Below are 16,513 nucleotides of genomic sequence, written 5' to 3' on the forward strand. Positions count from 1 at the left end.
CGGGCCGTCGGCAGCTCGTCCATGACCAGACGCACCCCCCTCTGCCGCAGCGCCTGGTCATGGGCCAGGAAGCTGTCGCGCACGGCTTGGGCCACATCCACCGGCACGGCCTCGTCACCGAGCGGGCGCAATGACTGCAGCAGCTCACGCACCCACTGCGACATGCGGTCGACCTGGCTAATGATGTCGCTGATGTTCTTCTGCGCCGGGCCATCATCGAACGCCTGGGCCAGTTCGGCGCTGGAGCGGATGCTCGCCAGCGGGTTGCGCAGGCTGTGCGCCACCGCCGACGACACCTCGCCCAGGGCGACGAAGGTTTCATTGCCGATCAGCCGCTTCTGCTGCACCGCCATCAGCCGCGCCGCGCGGCGCATGATGCCGTACAGGCCGACGTAGACCAGCCCGGCGCCCACGGCGATGGCCAGCCAGATCAGCAGCAGGCCGTGCTCGATGCGCACGATCAGGTCGTGGGGCTCCTTGTAGATCTCGACCATGGCCGTGACGTTTTCGTCGTCGGCATCGAACAGGGGAATGTAGTTCTCGATGAACAGCTCCTCGGGCGGGGTGACGAACTTCTGCTCGCTGCGCGCCCGCTCGAAGTCGTGGTAGCTGGCCGACACCCGCATCTTGTACGCGAAGGCCCGGTCGAGGTCGTCGTCGGACTCGATCAGTTTGCCGATCAGCGCCGGGTTGCTCGACCAGATCACCGTGCGATCGGGGGCGTAGATGTTGGCCAGGAGTATATCCGGCAGATGGGCGATATGGTCGAGGAACTCACCCCGGGCACGGCGCCGGGCCTCGGGGTCGACGTCCGACAGGGCCTTGTCGGTACGCGGGTCGAGCAGTTCGCCCATGGTCCGCACGTTGGGGATCGACACATGACGTACTTCGGCATCGGCGATGGAGGTGATGAACTGCGCGGTAAGCAAGGCGTCGCGCTCGACACTCTCATTGATGATGAAGCGGCTGGAGATCAGGCCCAGGCCGACACCCACCGAGACGATGACAGCCAGGCTCACCCAGGCGTACCAGCGCAGCAGGTTGAACGGCTTGCGCGCCGGGGCGGTCTCGGCGGGCAGCAGTGTGTCGGGACGGGGGGCGAGGTCCATGGCGGGCTCCGCGGCTGGGCACCTTTAGAGGTTATAGCCCAGAGTTGGGGAAACCATGGTGTGTCGGTCGGGCTAATAGTCGCATGAAGGCTGCCAGGTGCTCGCCGCGAGCCTTGCAGCGCCTTTGAGATCGAGCGCCGGCCGCCCTCAAAGCGGCGCATCCTCAGCCAGTCCGCGCAGCAACCGATACTCTCGCAAGACAGCCGGCACATACCGCCGCGTCTCGGCAAACGGCGGCACCACCCGCCCCCGGCTGAGCACCGCGTCGGGCCCGGCATTGTAGGCCGCCACCGCCAGGGTGATGTCGTTGTCGAACAGCTTGAGCATGCGTTTGATATAGCGCGCCCCGCCCTGCACGTTGGACGCCGGGTCCAGCACATCCGCGACACCCATCTCCTTCGCCGTGTCCGGCATCAGTTGCATCAGCCCCGCCGCCCCCTTGGCCGAACGGGCCTTGGGGTTGTAGCCGGACTCGGCCTTGATCAGCGCATGCAAGAGCGCAGGCGACACATCGTTGGCCAGGGCCGCGGCCGCCACCAGGTCGGCATAGGGCCGCCCGGTGACCAGCTGGGCGTTGACCGGCCCGCCAGCCAAGCCGCTCTCCTTGATGACCCGCTCATAGTGCCGTCCTGGCCGATGCACGTTGGACAGCACGAAGCCGCCCTTGCCATCACTGGCGATGTAGATGTCGGCCTGGGCGCCGAGCGCCATCAGCCCCGCCGCCAATCCCAGGATCAGCCCACGCATGTCGATCACCTCCCGCCGCACAAGAACAACAGTGGCCCCCGATGTGGGGAAAATGGCCCGTCGAATCGGGCTTTTCGGCTATGACGCAAGCGCCGTGCCGCCCGCCAGCGCTCATGGCGCAAGGGCCCGGCGCAGACGTGCACGGCTGTTGCATGGCAGGGGTAAACGCACTGGAGGATTTCACCATGCAGCGCAACATCCACAGCCAACGCGGCTTCACCCTGCTCGAACTGTTGGTGGTGCTGGTGGTGCTGGGCCTGCTGGCCGGCATCGTCGCGCCCAAGTACTTCAGCCAGCTGGGCCGTTCCGAGGCCAAAGTGGCGCGGGCGCAGATCGAAGGCCTGGGCAAGGCCCTGGACCTCTATCGCCTGGAAGTCGGCCACTACCCCAGCAGCGAACAGGGCCTGCAGGCCCTGGTGGCCGCCCCCAGCGGCGAGGCGCGCTGGTCGGGGCCATACCTGCAAAAAGCGGTACCCCAGGACCCCTGGGGACGCCCCTACATCTACAAGCAGCCCGGCGAGAACGGCGGCGAGTACGACCTACTGTCGATGGGCAAGGACGGCCAGCCCGGCGGCGACGGAGAAAATGCCGAGATCACCAGTTGGCAGTGAGGAGCCCGACCATGCGCTACCAGCTCAAGGCCCTGGGCAGCCAGGGCGTGGTGCAAATGCAGGTCGAGGCCGAGGACAGCGACCAGGCCCGGCGCCAGGCCGAGGACCAGGGCCTGCGCGTGCTCAGTGTGCGTAGCCGGGGCCTGGCCCTGCGCCGACGCCCGGCAGCGTTCGACCTGATGCTGTTCAGCCAGGAACTGGCCACCCTCCTCGGCGCCGGCCTGCCGCTGATCGACGCCCTCGAAAGCCTGGCCGAGAAAGCCCCCGGCGGCGCCACGCGCAAGACCCTGGCGCAACTGGTGGGCCAGCTGTACGAGGGGCGTTCGCTGTCCCAGGCCCTGGCCCAGCAGCCACGGGTGTTTCCCGCCCTGTACGTGGCCCTGGTGCAGTCGAGCGAGCGCACCGGCGCCCTGGGCGATGCGCTGAACCGCTACATCGGCTATCGCCAGCGGCTGGACCTGGTGCGCCAGAAGCTGGTCGGCGCCTCGGTCTACCCGCTGCTGCTGTTGTTGGTGGGCGGCGGCGTGGTGCTGTTCCTGCTGGGCTATGTCGTGCCGCGCTTCAGCCTGGTGTTCGAGGGCATGGGCAGCGAGCTGCCCTGGTTGTCACGGGTGCTGATGCAGATCGGCCTGTTCCTGCATGCCCAACAACTGCCGTTGGGGCTGGGCACCCTCGCCGGCCTCGGCGCGCTGGTCGCCCTGCGCCGCCATCCGGCACTGCGCCGTGGTGCCGGTCGCCTGCTGCGCCGGCTACCGGCCCTGCACCAACGCCTGGTGATGTACGAGCTGGCGCGTTTCTACCGCTCGCTGGGGATCCTCCTGCAAGGCGGCATTCCCATCCTCACCGCCCTGGGCATGGCCCGGGGGCTGCTCGGCAGCAGTGCGGCCGAAGGCCTTGAGCAGGCCAGCCGACGGGTCGCCGAAGGCCTGCCATTGTCCGATGCGCTGCTGGCCGGGCAACTGGTCACGCCGGTTTCGCTGCGCCTGCTGCGCGCCGGCGAGCAATCGGGCAACCTGGGCGAGATGCTCGAGCGCTGCGCGGATTTCCACGACCAGGAGATCGGCCGCTGGGTCGAATGGTTCGTCAAACTGTTCGAACCCTTGCTGATGACCTTCATCGGCCTGCTGATCGGGCTGATCGTGATCCTGATGTACATGCCGATCTTCGAACTGGCGTCGAGCATTCACTGAGCGAGGTAGCAAATGGCCATGCGCATGGCTTAGCATCGCCGGTTTGCCCCTAGAGCCCTTCAATCGTGCCGCTTAGCCTGCCGACCCTGATCCTGGTCGCCGTTTTCATCCTGGCCCTGATGGGCATCCTGACCCTGCACGCCTGGCGGCGCTGCGCCAGCGACCCGAGCCTGGGCTACCTGGGCGCGATGCTGCTGATCTCGGGCCTGGGAGTCTGCCTGAACGCCCTGCGCGGGTTTGGCGCGGACTACCTGGCCCTGGTACTGGGTAATATCGTCCTGCTGGTCGGCACCGGCCTGGGCTGGACGGCCATGCGCGTGCTCGGCGGGCGCAAACCGCACTGGCCGCTGCTGCTGGCCGGCGCCGTGTTCTGGGGCCTATTCAGCCTATGGCCGGGCTTTTACGGCGATCTTGGCCTGCGGGTGAAGGTGTATTCGCTGCTGACCCTGGGCTATACCGGCCTGAGCATCGGCGAATTGCTGCGCCCACGGGTGCGCCTGCAGGTGTCCTATACCCCGGCGCTGATCCTGACCACCCTGCATGCAGCGCTCTACCTGATGCGCACGCTGCTCGAGGACGGTGTCGCCCTCGACCAGGCGATCAACAACGGCGGCGCCAGCCCGGGCTTCTTTGCCTTCATCCTGTTCGAGTCGATGCTGTTCGCCATCGGTATTTCCTATGTGACCCTGGCAATGGTTCGCGAGCGCGCCGAGATCCTGCTCCGCGCCGCGGCCTACAGCGACCCGCTGACCGGCATCGACAACCGCCGGGCGTTTATGGAGCGTGGCAACCAGTTGCTGCATGACTGCGCAACAAGCCAGGTGCCGGTGGCTTTGCTGCTGTGCGACCTGGACCATTTCAAACGGATAAACGACCGATTCGGCCACCCCGCCGGGGATGAGGTGCTGTTGGCGTTCGCCCGGGAAACCGCTCGCCACCTGCGCCGCGACGACCTGTTTGCGCGCATCGGCGGTGAGGAGTTCGCCTGCCTGCTGCGCGGCGCCAGCGAGGCCGAGGCCGAACAGGTGGCGCAGCGGATTTGCGCCGGATTTTCCGGGCTGGCGTTGCTGGAACCGGGCCTGCTGGGTGTAAGTATCGGCATAGTCAGCCAGCCGGCCGCGCCAGGGGAGCTATCGCGGCTGCTGTCGATGGGCGACCGGGCCTTGTACGCGGCCAAGCATCAGGGGCGTGGCCGGGCGTTGCGCTATGCCGAGGTGTGCTGAGGCCCGCGCTCGCTCTCAGTAGTCGAACCGTTCCACCGCCCGCCGCCGCTCGTTGTCGTCGCGCCGGTCATAGCTCGCCGTGGTCTGAATGTTGGCATGGTGCGCGAGCTTCTGCGCGATCGACAGGTCGTGCTCCTCGATCACCCGGGTGATGAACGCCCGGCGAAAATCATGGGGCATGATCTTGGCCCCTACCTGCGCCCCACGCTGGCGGGCAATGTAATAGATCGCGTGCTTGGTGATGCGCGCACGGGTGATATGGCTGCCGCGACGGATGCGGTTGAACAGGAAGCTGTCGTCGCGCTCGCCGGCAGGCAGGTGCTGGCGGCGCAGGTCGAGCCAGGCCTGCAGCTTGTCGAAGGCCCAGGCTGGGGCGTACTTGACCAGCTGGCGGTTGCCCTTGGCCAGCACCTGCACGCTGCGCTCCTGGAAGTCCACCTGGTCCAGGTCGACATCCACCGACTCCGACTTGCGCATGCCGGTGCCGTAGAGCAACGCCAGGATCGCCGCGTCGCGCACGCCCTGGGGGCGCGGGTCGGCGGCGCACACGTCCATCAGTTCACGGATCAGGTTGCGCCGCAGGTTGCGTCCCGGCGGCAGGCGGCTGCCGCCGGCCGGCTTGACCTCGCGGATCATCAGCAGTTGCTCGTGGTCGATCAGCCCCTGGCGCCAGGCCTCGTTCATCACCCCCCGCACCGCATTGACGTACAGCGACGAGGTATTGGGCGCGTAACCATCGGCGCGCAGCGCCGCCACCAGGGCGATCACATGGCCGGGCTCGAGACGGTGCCAGGGCACATCGGCGATATCGCCATCGGCGAAGCCCAGGCGGTCGGCGGCATCCTGCAGGATGTAGCGCATGGTCAACTGGCTGGACGGGGCCAGGCGGGCGAGGTACTGCAGCAGCGGATTGCGCAGGAGGTCGGTCACAGCGGGGATCCTGTAGCAAAGCCGAATGCGCGGCGAGCGCAAGACGGCGTAAAGCGAGTCATTTCAACCCTGATCAAGGTCAAAAAGACTACAAACAAAAAGAGTCATAATGACCTTAAGCAGTGCCATCACCTTGATATTCAAGGCCTTTGAACGCTGGCATGGTTCGTGATGGTACCCCATTCAACCGCTCCGATCGAACCAAGGTCCCCGCCATGCTCGTCCAGCCGATCACCGCTCGCCCACGTCAGGCCCTTTGGGCCCTGGGTTTTCGCCCGTTCTTCCTCGGCGGCAGCCTGTTCGCCCTGCTCGCCCTGCTGCTGTGGGCCGGCGAGCTGGCCGGCGCGCTCCAGCTCAACCCGGCGGGTGGCATGCTGGCCTGGCATCGCCATGAAATGCTGTTCGGCTTCGCGGTGGCCATTGTCGCCGGCTTTCTGCTCACCGCCGTGCAGAACTGGAGCGGTATCCCGGGCCTGAGCGGCCGGCCGCTGCAGGGGCTGTTCCTGCTCTGGCTGCTGGGTCGGGTCAGTTGGTTCCTGCCCTTGCCGGCCTGGCTGCTGGTCTTGATCGAGGGTACCTTCCTGCCGCTGGTGGCGCTGGCCCTGGCGCGACCGATCGTGCAGCGGCGGCTGCGCAACAACTATCCCATCGTCGCACTGGTGCTGCTGATCGCCGCCTGCCAGTGGCTGACCTTGGCCGGCGGGCTGCAGGACAACGAGCTGTGGCAACGGCGCGGCGTGCTGGCCGGGCTTTGGCTGGTGGCGGCGATGATGAGCGTGATTGGCGGGCGGGTGATCCCGTTCTTCACCCGTCGCGGCCTGGGCAACATGAGCCCTGCACCGGCCCGCCCCTGGCTGGACCGCGCCTGCCTGCTGGGCAGCGTGGCGCTGCCGCTCACCTACGTGCTCGGCTTCAACGATGCGCCGCAGCCGCCAATGACCTTGCTGTTCGCCACCCTGGCGGTGCTGCACGGCGTGCGCCTGGTGCTTTGGCATGACCGTGGCCTGTGGCGGGTGCCACTGCTGTGGTCGCTGCACCTGGCCTATGCCTGGCTGATCCCGGCCTGCCTGGGCCTGGCGCTGTGGCATGCCGGGGTGGCGATCAATCCGAGCCTGGCCGCCCACGCCTTGACGGTCGGCGCCATGACCGGACTGATCGTGGCGATGATGGCCCGGGTCAGCCTGGGGCATACCGGGCGGCCGCTGGCGGTACCGCGCAGCATTGGCTGGGCGTTCGCGCTGATCCAGCTGGCGGCGCTGGCCCGGGTCGTGGTGACGCCGTTCACGCCGCTGGGGCTGGGGGTATCGGTGCTGTTCGGCAGCGCCGCGTTGCTGCTGTTCCTCCGGCACTACCTGCCGATCCTGCTGCGGCCGCGGGTGGACGGCATGCCGGGCTGAACGAGGTGGAGCAGGCTTGCCCCGCGCCAGGGCCGCATCTGGTCTACAGTTCACCCACGCTCATCCACCAAGGGACCGCATGGCCTTCCACCACCTCACCCGCACCCACCCCCGTCTCAGTATCGCCACCCTGGCCGGCCTGCTCGGCGGCTGGCTGATCCCCACCGGCGACACCGTGCAGCACATCCTTGCCGGCTGGAACCTTGGCGTCTGGCTGTACCTGGCCATGGTCCTGTGGCTGAGCCTTCGGGCCAATGCCGAGCGAGTGCGCAAGGTCGCCCGCATCGAGGATGAAAACGCCGGTCTGGTGTTGATCACCGTCTGCGTCTCGGCCATCGCCAGCCTGGCCGCCGTCACCCAGCAGTTGGTATCCAGCCGCGGCCTGGAGGGCGGCGCCCTGGCCCTGCACTATCTGTACACCGGCCTGACCGTGGCCGGTTCATGGCTGCTGATCGGCTGCATCTTCAGCCTGCACTACGCCCGGCTGTTCTATACCGGCGACCGCCATGAACCGCCCCTGCGTTTTGCCGACGGCGAGCGTAACCCGGACTACTGGGACTTCCACTACTTCTCGTTCACCATCAACGTCGCCGTGCAGACCTCGGACATCGGCGTCGCCGGCCGAGCCATGCGCCGGGTGGTGCTGGCGCACTCACTGGTAGGTTTCGTGTTCAACACGGCGATCCTCGGTTTTACCATCAACATCGCCGCCGGGTTGCTCGGCTAGCACCCGCAGCGCGCAGGCGGCGATGCGCCGACACACCTGCTCTAGCACCGCGGCCTCCAGCACCAGCCCCAGGCGCAGATGTCCCGCCGCGCTCGGCCCGAACCCATCCCCCGGCAGCAGGGCCACGCCCTCCTCGTCCAGCAGGCGCTGGGCGAACGCCTGGGCGCCGAGCCCGCTGCCGCGAATATCAAGCATCACGAACATGCCGCCGACCGGCCGATGGACATGAATGCCCGGGCAGCCCCCCAGCGCCGCGCAGACCCGGTCACGCCGCTGTCGGTAGACCTCACGCATCCGCCGTACGTCTACCCCAGCCTGGTCCAGTGCCACGCAAGCCGCATGCATGACGAACTCCGGCAGGCCGAACAGCATGCTCATCACCAGTGTGCCGAGGTGCTGCGCGAACAGCGGCGGGCCGATCACCCAGCCGACCCGCCAGCCACTCATCGCATGGGACTTGGACAGGCTGCCGATCGACACGCAGCGCTCGGCCATGCCTGGCAGGCTCAACGGACTGGGCGCCTCACCTTCGTACAGCAGCGACTGGTAGACATCGTCGCAGACCAGCCACAGATCATGCTCCCGACATAACTGCGCCAGGCGCTCCAGGTCGGCCTGGTCGATCATCGCGCCCGTCGGATTGTGCGGACTGTTGAGCAGCAGGCCCCGGGTGCGCGGAGTGATCACCCTGGCCACCGCGGCAGGATCCAGGCGAAACCCCTGCTCCGGCCGCACCGCGACCTGTACGACCCGTGCACCGCAGGCACCGAACACGCCGTGATAGGTCACGTACATGGGCTCGGCGACGATCACCTCGTCGCCGGGCTCGAACAGGCACTGAAAGGTCGCGAACAGGCCGCACTGGGCTCCGGCGGTCACCACGACCTGCGCGGGATCCAAAGATAACTGGCTGTGGCGCACCACAGCCTCACGCAAGGCGAGACTGCCACGCACATCGCTGTAATGGGTATCGCCGCGCCGCAAGCTGGCCACAGCGGCCTCGACCACCGGGCCCGGGGTATCGAAGTCCGGGTCGCCCACCGATAGCAGAAAGATTTCGCGCCCCAGGCGGCGTTGCTCCAGGGCCTTGTAATGAATGTCCCAGGCGGCGACTGCATGGCCGGCAATACGTTGGGTAAGCGTGGAAAAACGCATGACTGTCTCCCTGTCTGCCCGGCCGACACCGTTGGTCCGAAAAGCGCTGCCGATAAACATAGCAGAGCAACTCTCGCTGCCAGCCGCCCGCCCACGGGGAAAACGTTTGCCCCGGCGGATAGACACCCACCGTTCATCGTGACAGGACTGTGACCGCCGTCATGCATTAGTACATCTGCCTTATTTTCTGGCGATTACTGCCATGGCAGGTGCTATGGTTAGAGTCCCGACTGCCAGGAAGGCCACAGTGTTACCGCTACGAAATCACCGCGTTCAGGACACGAACAAGGAGGCTGGCATGAACAAGATGACGTTCCCCAACGCCTGCCAGGTGATGCGTTGGCATTTCCATCCGCTGGGCTTCGAGGCCAGCATGGATGCCCCGCGCAGCATGGTCGCCCGGCTGTTCGACCGGGTCACTGGCGAGACCCTGCTGGCAATCGCCGGCATCCCCTGCGCCACCATCATGCCCGCCGCCGATGTCGAGCGGATCATCGAGGCTGTGGAAGCCGAGATGGAAATCTTCGACCTGCTGGCCAGCCCCATGCGCAGCGCCGTCTAGATTGCCTGTTCCTGGCGCGCCTTCAACGTCTGCAACCCTTTCATGAACTGCTCGGGCGGCACCGGCTGGCCAAGCAGGTAGCCCTGCAGCGAATCGCAGCCCAGGCGGGTGAGGAAGTCCTGCTGGCGGTCGGTTTCCACCCCTTCGGCGACAATCCGCAAGCCCAGCGCCTGGCCCAGGGCGACGATGGCCGAGACAATCGCCGCATCGTCGCTGTCCTGTTCCAGATCGCGCACGAAGCCGCGGTCGATCTTCAGCTCGTTGGCTGGTAGACGCTTGAGGTACATCAGGCTGGAATACCCGGTGCCAAAATCGTCGATGGACAGGTCCACGCCCATGTCCGACAGACGCTGCAGCACATGCAGGCTGGCGTCGGCATCGCGCATGGCGGTGGTTTCGGTGATTTCCAGGGTCAGGCGGTTGGCCGGCAGGCCGTTCTCGTTCAGGGCCCGGGCCACGCTGTCGACCAGCCCGGCATGACAGAACTGAATGGCCGACAGGTTGACCGCGATGCGCCAGTCTTGGTTGCCCTCGTCCAGCCACTGGCGCATCTGCCGGCACGCTTCGCCCAGCACCCACTCGCCGATCGGAATGATCAGGCCGGTCTTCTCGGCCAGGCCGATGAAGCGGTCCGGCAGTATCAGGCCATGTTGCGGATGCTCCCAGCGCAGCAGGGCCTCGGCGCCGATGGGCTGGCGCTGCACGGCGTCGAACTTGGGCTGGTAATGCAGGCGGAACTGGTTGTGCTCCAGGGCCGTGCGCAGGTCCTGCAGCAGTTGCAGTTGCTGGCGGGCGTTGCTGTTCATCGAGGCGTCGAAGAAGCTGTAGCCGTTCTTGCCGGCGCTCTTGGCGTGGTACATGGCTGCGTCGGCATTGCGCAGCAGCTCATGCTGGTCCAGGCCGTTGCCCGGGTACAGCACGATGCCCAGGCTCGCCGACAGCTGCAGGTCGTGTTCGGCCACGCGGAACGGCCTGGCCATCAGGTTGACCTGCTTGACCGCGACGTTCATGGCGTCGTCCGGCTCGTCCAGCTCCACCAGCAGCACGAACTCGTCGCCGCCGATCCGCGCCAGGGTGTCCTGGCTGTGCAGATGGCCGCGCAGGCGTGCCGCCACGGCCTTGAGCAACAGGTCGCCAACATGGTGGCCGAAGGCATCGTTGACCGGCTTGAAGCCGTCCAGGTCGATGAACATCAGGGCGAAGCAGCCGCCCTGTTCCGCCACCCGGCCCATGGCCTGGTCGATACGGTCGGCCAGCAGCGTGCGGTTGGGCAGGCCGGTCAGGGTGTCGTGCAGGGCCAGCTGGGTCAACTCCTGGTTGGCCAGGGTCAGCGAGCGGGCCAGTTCCGCCGTGCGCGCCTCCAGGCGGGCGTCCAGCACCGAGGTCAACAGGGCAACCGCCAGCACCGCCAGGGTGGTGATCAGCACCAGGTAGTCCAGGCCGTCGCCGGCCAGGCCCGTGGTCAGCGCGCCGCAGAAGCTGCCCGCCGGGAAGCTGGCCGCGGCCATGCCGGTGTAGTGCATGCCGACGATGGCGATACCCATCACCACCGCCGCGACACCGCGGATCTGACGCACATAGGGGGTGTGCTGACGCAGGCGGAAGGCGATCCACAGCGCCGCCGCCGACGCCCCCACCGCGATGGCCAGCGACACGCCGAACAGCGTCGGGTCGTAGTCGATGCCCGGCTGCATGCGCAGCGCGGCCATGCCCATGTAGTGCATGCAGGCGATGCCGGTGCCCATGATCAAGGCACCGAACACCAACTGCAGCCACGGCAGTCGCGGCTGGCTCACCAGCCATAGCGCAAAGCCTGAGGAGGCCACCGCGATCAGCAGCGACAGGACCGTAAGCGTGGTGTCATAACCCAGCTCGATCGGCAGGCTGAACGCCAGCATGCCGATGAAGTGCATCGACCAGATACCGATGCCCATGGCAAACGCCCCGCCGCCCATCCACAGGTACACCGCGCGCGCCTTGGCCGTGGCGATGCGCCCGGTGAGGTCCAGGGCCGTATAAGAGGCAAGGATGGCCACGCACAGCGAGATCAACACCAGCGAGGATGAGTAACTACCGATCAGCATTTGCACTTCCAGGAACAGGCCGGGGGACGGCCCGGAAAAAGCCGATGATTGTACTCAAGCTTTGGCGAAACGCACGGGGTTTTCGCGAAGCTAAATGGATCCAATGAACGGCAAGAGACGCCGCAGGGACTGGGCTAGAGCGCATTGCCCAGCAATTGAAGGCATATTGCCACTTGTCGTTTCGGGCCTCATCGCGTCACGACGAAACCCAAGCCAAACGAAGCGACTCCAGCTAATCTCAACAGGCCGCCCCCTGCAAACTTGCTGCCCCAGGAGCTCGCAATGGCCATCCCACCCAACCAGGCAGCGTTGCTCACCCTGCTTGTCTTCGCGCTGTGTCTGACTGCCGGCTGTTCAAGCAAACACGCCACCACCCGCTACGCGGCCCAAGGCGCCAACTGCTACGCCAAGGCTCTGCCCAGCAGCGGCGAAGGCGGCCTGGCCTTCGGCCCCACCCTGGCCATGGCCAGCAAGAAGTCACTGGACAGCTGCGTGCGCTACGCCGGCAGGTCGGGCGGCACCCCGCACACCTGCCAGGTGGTCGTGGCCAGGTGCAAAGGCTAGCCCAGCGCTCGCTCGACCAACGCGGTGACCTTCCTGCGACAGGCAGGCGGATGCGTTATTGGCCCGTCTGCTGACGCTGCCAGCGCTGCAGGTTCTCGGCCACCAGTTGCTCGGGCAATGGCCCGCCGACCAGCGCCTTCATCTTGCGCGCCAGCTGCTCGCGCAGCGCCGGCTTGTTGCAGCCCGACTTGTGCGACAGCGCCAGGTACAACCCCTCGCTGGAGACCGGTGGGTCGAGCACTTCAAGCGCCTGTTCCTTGCCCAGCATGCGGGCCAGGGCCAGGCCTGGGTAGTGTTCGAAGATCACATAGTCGCTGCGTTTGAGCAGCAGTTTCTGGAAGGCCTGGGTGACGCTGGGCACGGCCTCGAGCACGAGCTGCGCCCGCGCATAGTCGTCAAAGGCCTGGCCGTGGCTGTTGTTGACCAGTGTTCCGCCACGCCGCCCCTTGAGGTCGGACCAGTCGCTGTAGGCGAAGCCCTCGCCCTTGCGTACCCAGACCACGCTGGAGTTGAACAGGAACGGCGGGCTGACGAAGTCCACCAGTTGCTCCCGCGCCTGGGTGCGAAAATACCCCGCGAGCATGTCGACACGCCCGGTATTCACCTCTTCCTGGGCTCTGGACCACGGCCCGACATACACCACGTCCACCACCAGCCCCAGTTCCTTGGCCACCTGCTTGAGCAGGTCGGCGTTGGCGCCGATCAGCCGCCCGGGGTCATGCGGATCACGCCACAGGTAGGGTGGATAGTCCGGATTGCCGGTGGCGGTCAGGTGCTGGCAGGCGTCAGCGGCAACGGCAAGCTTGGGCGCCACCGCCAAGGCGAACGACAACAACACAGACAAGCCCAGACAATGTCCGCTCATTGCGCTCCTCGTACCATGGATTACGCCACTGACAGCATGGCCCTACACAGTGTGCACGAGAAACGCACGAATGCCATATGCGACATGATGAACCATTGTGCCGCGCCGGCAGGCGCAACACCGTCTAATCCCGCGCCAACGCCTCGATCGGGTCCAACCGCGCCGCATTCCTCGCCGGCACGAAGCCGAACACGATTCCGATCAGCGTCGAACACACGAACGCCGTGACGATCGATCCCAGCGAAAACACCATTTCCCACTGCTTGACGAACAACGCGAACAAATAACCGATCCCATAGGACAACCCGATCCCGATCACCCCACCGATCAGGCAGACCATCACCGCCTCCACCAGGAACTGCTGGCGGATATCGGACTGCCGCGCCCCCACCGCCATGCGAATGCCGATCTCCCGGGTCCGCTCGGTGACCGATACCAGCATGATGTTCATCACCCCGATCCCCCCGACCACCAGTGAAATCACTGCGATCAGCGACAGCAGCAAGGTCAGCGAGCGGCTGGTCTTCTGCACGGTCTGCATGATGCTGTCGAGGTTGTTGGTGAAGAAGTCCTTGGTGCCATGGCGCTGCAGCATCAGCTTGTTGACCTCCTCCTCCACCCGCTTGCTCGGCATGCCGTCCTTGATCCGCACACTGATGCTGTCCAGGTGGCGCTGGCCGAGCACCCGCCCGGCGGCGGTCTCGTAGGGCATCCATACGTTGAGCGTGTTGCCGGCGACGAACAGGTTCTTGTTCTCGGCGGTCACGCCGATCACCGTGCACGGCAGCTTGCCGACCAGGATCACCTGCCCCAGTGGGTTGACCCCGTCGCCGAACAGGCGCTTACGCGTGTTGTGGTCGATCACCACCACCTGCGCCTGGCGCCGGGCGTCGTCGGCGCTGAACACGATCCCCGAGGCCAGCGGAATGTTGCGCACCTGGAAGTACTGCTCGCTGACGCCGTTGAGCTGTACGTCGACGTCGATGTTGCGGTAGCGCACCAGCGAGCTCTGGCCGATCACCGGCGTGGCGCTGTCGACGTAGTAGAGCGCGTTGAGCGCCGTCACATCGGCCGGCATCAAGGTCTCGATGGCCTTGGCCCGGCTGTCGCCGAAACTGGTGCCCGAATAGATGTCGATGGTGTTGCTGCCGATCGCCTGGATGTCCCTGAGCACGTAGCCCTTGGCGCCTTCGCCGATGGCCGAGATCGACACCACCGAGGTGATGCCGATGATGATCCCGAGCATGGTCAGCAAGGTGCGCATGCGGTGCGAGACCAGGGCGATCCAGGCCATCTTGAACGCCTCGCGGAACAAACCCAGGCTGGCCACCAGCCGCGGCCGCGCCTGCTCGACAGTCGGCGCGGCCGCGGCGGTCGGCGCCGGTGCCTCGGGCCGGGTGCGGCGGTCGCTGACGATCTGCCCGTCGCTGACCTCGATGATCCGCTCGGCGTGGGCGGCGACCTTGGGATCGTGGGTCACCAGGATTACCGTGTGCCCGGCAGCGTGCAGTTCCAGCAGGATGTTCATCACCTCCTTGCCGCTGGCGGTGTCGAGGGCGCCGGTGGGTTCGTCGGCGAGGATCACCTCGCCGCCATTCATCAGCGCCCGACAGATGCTCACCCGCTGCTGTTGGCCGCCGGACAGCTGGCTCGGGCGGTGCGCCAGATGGCTGGCCAGGCCCAGCCGGCCGAGCAGTTCGCGGGCGCGGGCATGGCGCCCGGCCTGGGACACGCCGGCATACACCGCCGGGATCTCGACGTTGCGCAGGGCATCCAGGTGCGGCAACAGGTGGTAACGCTGGAAGATGAAACCAAAATGGTCGCGCCGCAGCGCGGCCAGGGCGTCGTCGTCCAGGTCACGGGTTTCCTGGCCGCTGACCTGGTAGCTGCCGGCGCTGGCATGGTCCAGGCAGCCGAGGATGTTCATCAGGGTCGACTTGCCCGAGCCCGAGGCGCCGATGATCGCCACAAGTTCGCCAGCATGGATCTGCAGGTCGATGCCCTTGAGCGCCAGGAACTCACGGTCGCCGGCCATGAAGCTGCGGCTGACCCCTTGCAGGCGCAACAGCGGCTGCTCTTGGCCAGCGGGCCGCGCCAGGTGCGGTGACAGCTCGACGGTCATGTTCATGCTCACGCCCCCGCCTCGCCCGACACCGGCTCGCCGATCACCACCCGGTCGCCTTCGGCCAGGCCGTCCTTGACCTGCACCTTGACGTTGTTGTTGATACCTGCCTGGACCTTGCGCACCTGGGCGAAGCCCTTGCCATCGATCACCCGTACCGGGAAGCTGCCGTCGGCGTCGCGAGGGCCCAGTGCCGCCACCGGCACGGTGAGCACGCCCTGGGCGGTGTCGAGGACGATGCGCACCTGGGCGGTCATCGAGATGCGCAGGCGGTGCTCGGGGTTGGGCACCTCAAACAGTGCGTTGTAGAACACCGCGCTGGCCTGCTTGGCCGCGCCGCTGTTCTTGTCGCTGCTCTCCAGGTAGTTCTGCGGCGCGGGCTCCGTGCCGCGCAGCTTTGCGTAATAGCGCTGGTCATCGCCGAGGATGGTGAAGTACACCTGCTGGCCGGGGCTGATATGGATCACGTCGGCCTCTGACACCTGGGCCTTGATGGTCATGGTGTCGAGATCGGCCAGTTTGAGGATCACCGGCGCCAACTGGTTGGAGATCACCGTCTGGCCTTCCTGGGTGACGATGCCCACCACATGGCCATTGATCGGCGCGACGATGCGGGTGTAGCCGAGGTTGACCCTGGCGGTGTCGATCTGTACCCGGGCGCTCTTGATCTGCGCGTCCAGCGAGCGCAGGTTGGCCTGCTGCACCTCGAACTCGGACTCGGCGCTCTCGAAATCCTGGCGCGAGATCGACTCGTCGTCCTGCAGCACCTCGTACCGCTCGTAGACCCGCCTGGCCTGCTTGAGCTTGGCCTGCACCGAGCGGCGCTCGGCCTGCAGCTTCTCCTCGTCGACCTCGGCCTGGCGCAGGGTGTTCTGCGGCACCAGCGGGTCGATCTCGGCCAGCCACTGGCCCTCGCTGACCTTGTCACCGAGCTTGACCTTCAGCGACTTGAGCTGCCCGGAAACCTGGGCGCCAACGTCCACCTGGCGGATGCCCTCCAGGGTGCCGGTGGCCAGCACCGCGTTCTCGATGTCGCCACGTTCGACCGTGGCGGTGATGTACTGCGGCGGCTTGGCCGGGGCCTGCACCGCGTACAGCACGATGCCGGCGACCAGGACCGCGGCGAGCCCAAGGGTGATCTTGCGAAACTTCGTCTTTTCCATAAAACCGTTCTTCCAGAATCCGCTGAGGTCCCGTGGGCGCGGGCATGGCCCGCGCCCACGACGG

The 16,513-nt window shown here is 66.5% G+C and carries 15 protein-coding genes; 7 read left to right on the plus strand and 8 right to left on the minus strand.

Annotated elements, in window-relative coordinates:
• Both CC207_RS25700 and CC207_RS25705 read right to left on the minus strand, forming a co-directional pair.
• The coding region (locus CC207_RS25700) for a histidine kinase dimerization/phospho-acceptor domain-containing protein (RefSeq protein ID WP_256582361.1) at positions 1 to 1,109 on the minus strand (1,109 nt) is incomplete at its 3' end.
• A 147-nt stretch (positions 1,110 to 1,256) separates the two neighbouring features.
• The gene (locus tag CC207_RS25705) at positions 1,257 to 1,856 is read right to left on the minus strand and encodes a lytic transglycosylase domain-containing protein (RefSeq protein WP_028691861.1); all 600 of its coding nucleotides are present in this window, start codon (positions 1,854 to 1,856) and stop codon (positions 1,257 to 1,259) included.
• A 185-nt stretch (positions 1,857 to 2,041) separates the two neighbouring features.
• On the opposite strand from CC207_RS25705, the gene gspG reads away from it, so the two are divergent.
• The 3 genes from gspG (at position 2,042) to CC207_RS25720 (ending at position 4,880) form a co-directional block, all read left to right on the plus strand.
• A complete protein-coding gene (gene gspG / locus CC207_RS25710; protein ID WP_028691860.1) occupies positions 2,042 to 2,467 on the plus strand; it encodes a type II secretion system major pseudopilin GspG in 426 nt (141 codons plus the stop codon).
• Positions 2,468 to 2,478: 11 nt separating this feature from the next.
• On the plus strand, positions 2,479 to 3,657 hold the full coding sequence (locus CC207_RS25715; RefSeq protein ID WP_028691859.1) for a type II secretion system F family protein: 1,179 nt from the start codon (positions 2,479 to 2,481) through the stop codon (positions 3,655 to 3,657).
• Positions 3,658 to 3,722: 65 nt separating this feature from the next.
• A complete protein-coding gene (locus tag CC207_RS25720) occupies positions 3,723 to 4,880 on the plus strand; it encodes a diguanylate cyclase (protein ID WP_028691858.1) in 1,158 nt (385 codons plus the stop codon).
• Between the two features lie 15 nt (positions 4,881 to 4,895).
• Here the strand turns inward: CC207_RS25720 and xerC are convergent, their stop codons facing one another.
• Positions 4,896 to 5,810 carry a tyrosine recombinase XerC gene (xerC, locus tag CC207_RS25725; protein WP_028691857.1) on the minus strand — a complete coding sequence of 305 codons (915 nt, stop codon included), beginning with the start codon at positions 5,808 to 5,810 and terminating at the stop codon, positions 4,896 to 4,898.
• 215 nt (positions 5,811 to 6,025) lie between these two features.
• Between xerC and CC207_RS25730 the strand changes: the two genes are divergently transcribed.
• A complete protein-coding gene (locus tag CC207_RS25730) occupies positions 6,026 to 7,207 on the plus strand; it encodes an NnrS family protein (RefSeq protein ID WP_088853018.1) in 1,182 nt (393 codons plus the stop codon).
• Positions 7,208 to 7,286: 79 nt separating this feature from the next.
• Positions 7,287 to 7,934, plus strand: a complete 648-nt coding sequence (locus CC207_RS25735; protein ID WP_088853019.1) for a DUF1345 domain-containing protein — start codon at positions 7,287 to 7,289, stop codon at positions 7,932 to 7,934.
• Here CC207_RS25735 and CC207_RS25740 read toward each other — a convergent pair.
• Positions 7,860 to 9,089, minus strand: coding sequence for a pyridoxal phosphate-dependent aminotransferase (locus tag CC207_RS25740; RefSeq protein ID WP_088853020.1), 1,230 nt, complete (start codon positions 9,087 to 9,089; stop codon positions 7,860 to 7,862). The genes CC207_RS25735 and CC207_RS25740 overlap by 75 nt on opposite strands.
• 298 nt (positions 9,090 to 9,387) lie before the next feature.
• Here CC207_RS25740 and CC207_RS25745 point away from each other — a divergent pair, with 298 nt between their 5' ends.
• Positions 9,388 to 9,651 carry a DUF1652 domain-containing protein gene (locus tag CC207_RS25745; protein ID WP_028691502.1) on the plus strand — a complete coding sequence of 88 codons (264 nt, stop codon included), beginning with the start codon at positions 9,388 to 9,390 and terminating at the stop codon, positions 9,649 to 9,651.
• Here CC207_RS25745 and CC207_RS25750 read toward each other — a convergent pair.
• A complete protein-coding gene (locus tag CC207_RS25750) occupies positions 9,648 to 11,735 on the minus strand; it encodes a bifunctional diguanylate cyclase/phosphodiesterase (protein ID WP_088853021.1) in 2,088 nt (695 codons plus the stop codon). The genes CC207_RS25745 and CC207_RS25750 overlap by 4 nt on opposite strands.
• Positions 11,736 to 12,017: 282 nt before the next feature.
• Here CC207_RS25750 and CC207_RS25755 point away from each other — a divergent pair, with 282 nt between their 5' ends.
• Positions 12,018 to 12,299 (plus strand): hypothetical protein, encoded by a 282-nt coding sequence (locus CC207_RS25755; RefSeq protein WP_062574197.1) that lies wholly within the window; start codon positions 12,018 to 12,020, stop codon positions 12,297 to 12,299.
• Positions 12,300 to 12,354: 55 nt separating this feature from the next.
• Here the strand turns inward: CC207_RS25755 and CC207_RS25760 are convergent, their stop codons facing one another.
• From CC207_RS25760 to macA, 3 genes are all read right to left on the minus strand, one after another.
• Positions 12,355 to 13,164, minus strand: a complete 810-nt coding sequence (locus CC207_RS25760) for an ABC transporter substrate-binding protein (RefSeq protein WP_028691505.1) — start codon at positions 13,162 to 13,164, stop codon at positions 12,355 to 12,357.
• 124 nt (positions 13,165 to 13,288) lie between these two features.
• Positions 13,289 to 15,292, minus strand: a complete 2,004-nt coding sequence (locus CC207_RS25765; RefSeq protein WP_088853022.1) for a MacB family efflux pump subunit — start codon at positions 15,290 to 15,292, stop codon at positions 13,289 to 13,291.
• Between the two features lie 2 nt (positions 15,293 to 15,294).
• A complete protein-coding gene (macA, locus tag CC207_RS25770) occupies positions 15,295 to 16,449 on the minus strand; it encodes a macrolide transporter subunit MacA (RefSeq protein ID WP_088853023.1) in 1,155 nt (384 codons plus the stop codon).
• Positions 16,450 to 16,513: the final 64 nt, after the last annotated feature.

Source organism: Pseudomonas sp. DrBHI1 (assembly GCF_002205115.1).
Taxonomy (GTDB): domain Bacteria; phylum Pseudomonadota; class Gammaproteobacteria; order Pseudomonadales; family Pseudomonadaceae; genus Aquipseudomonas; species Aquipseudomonas mosselii.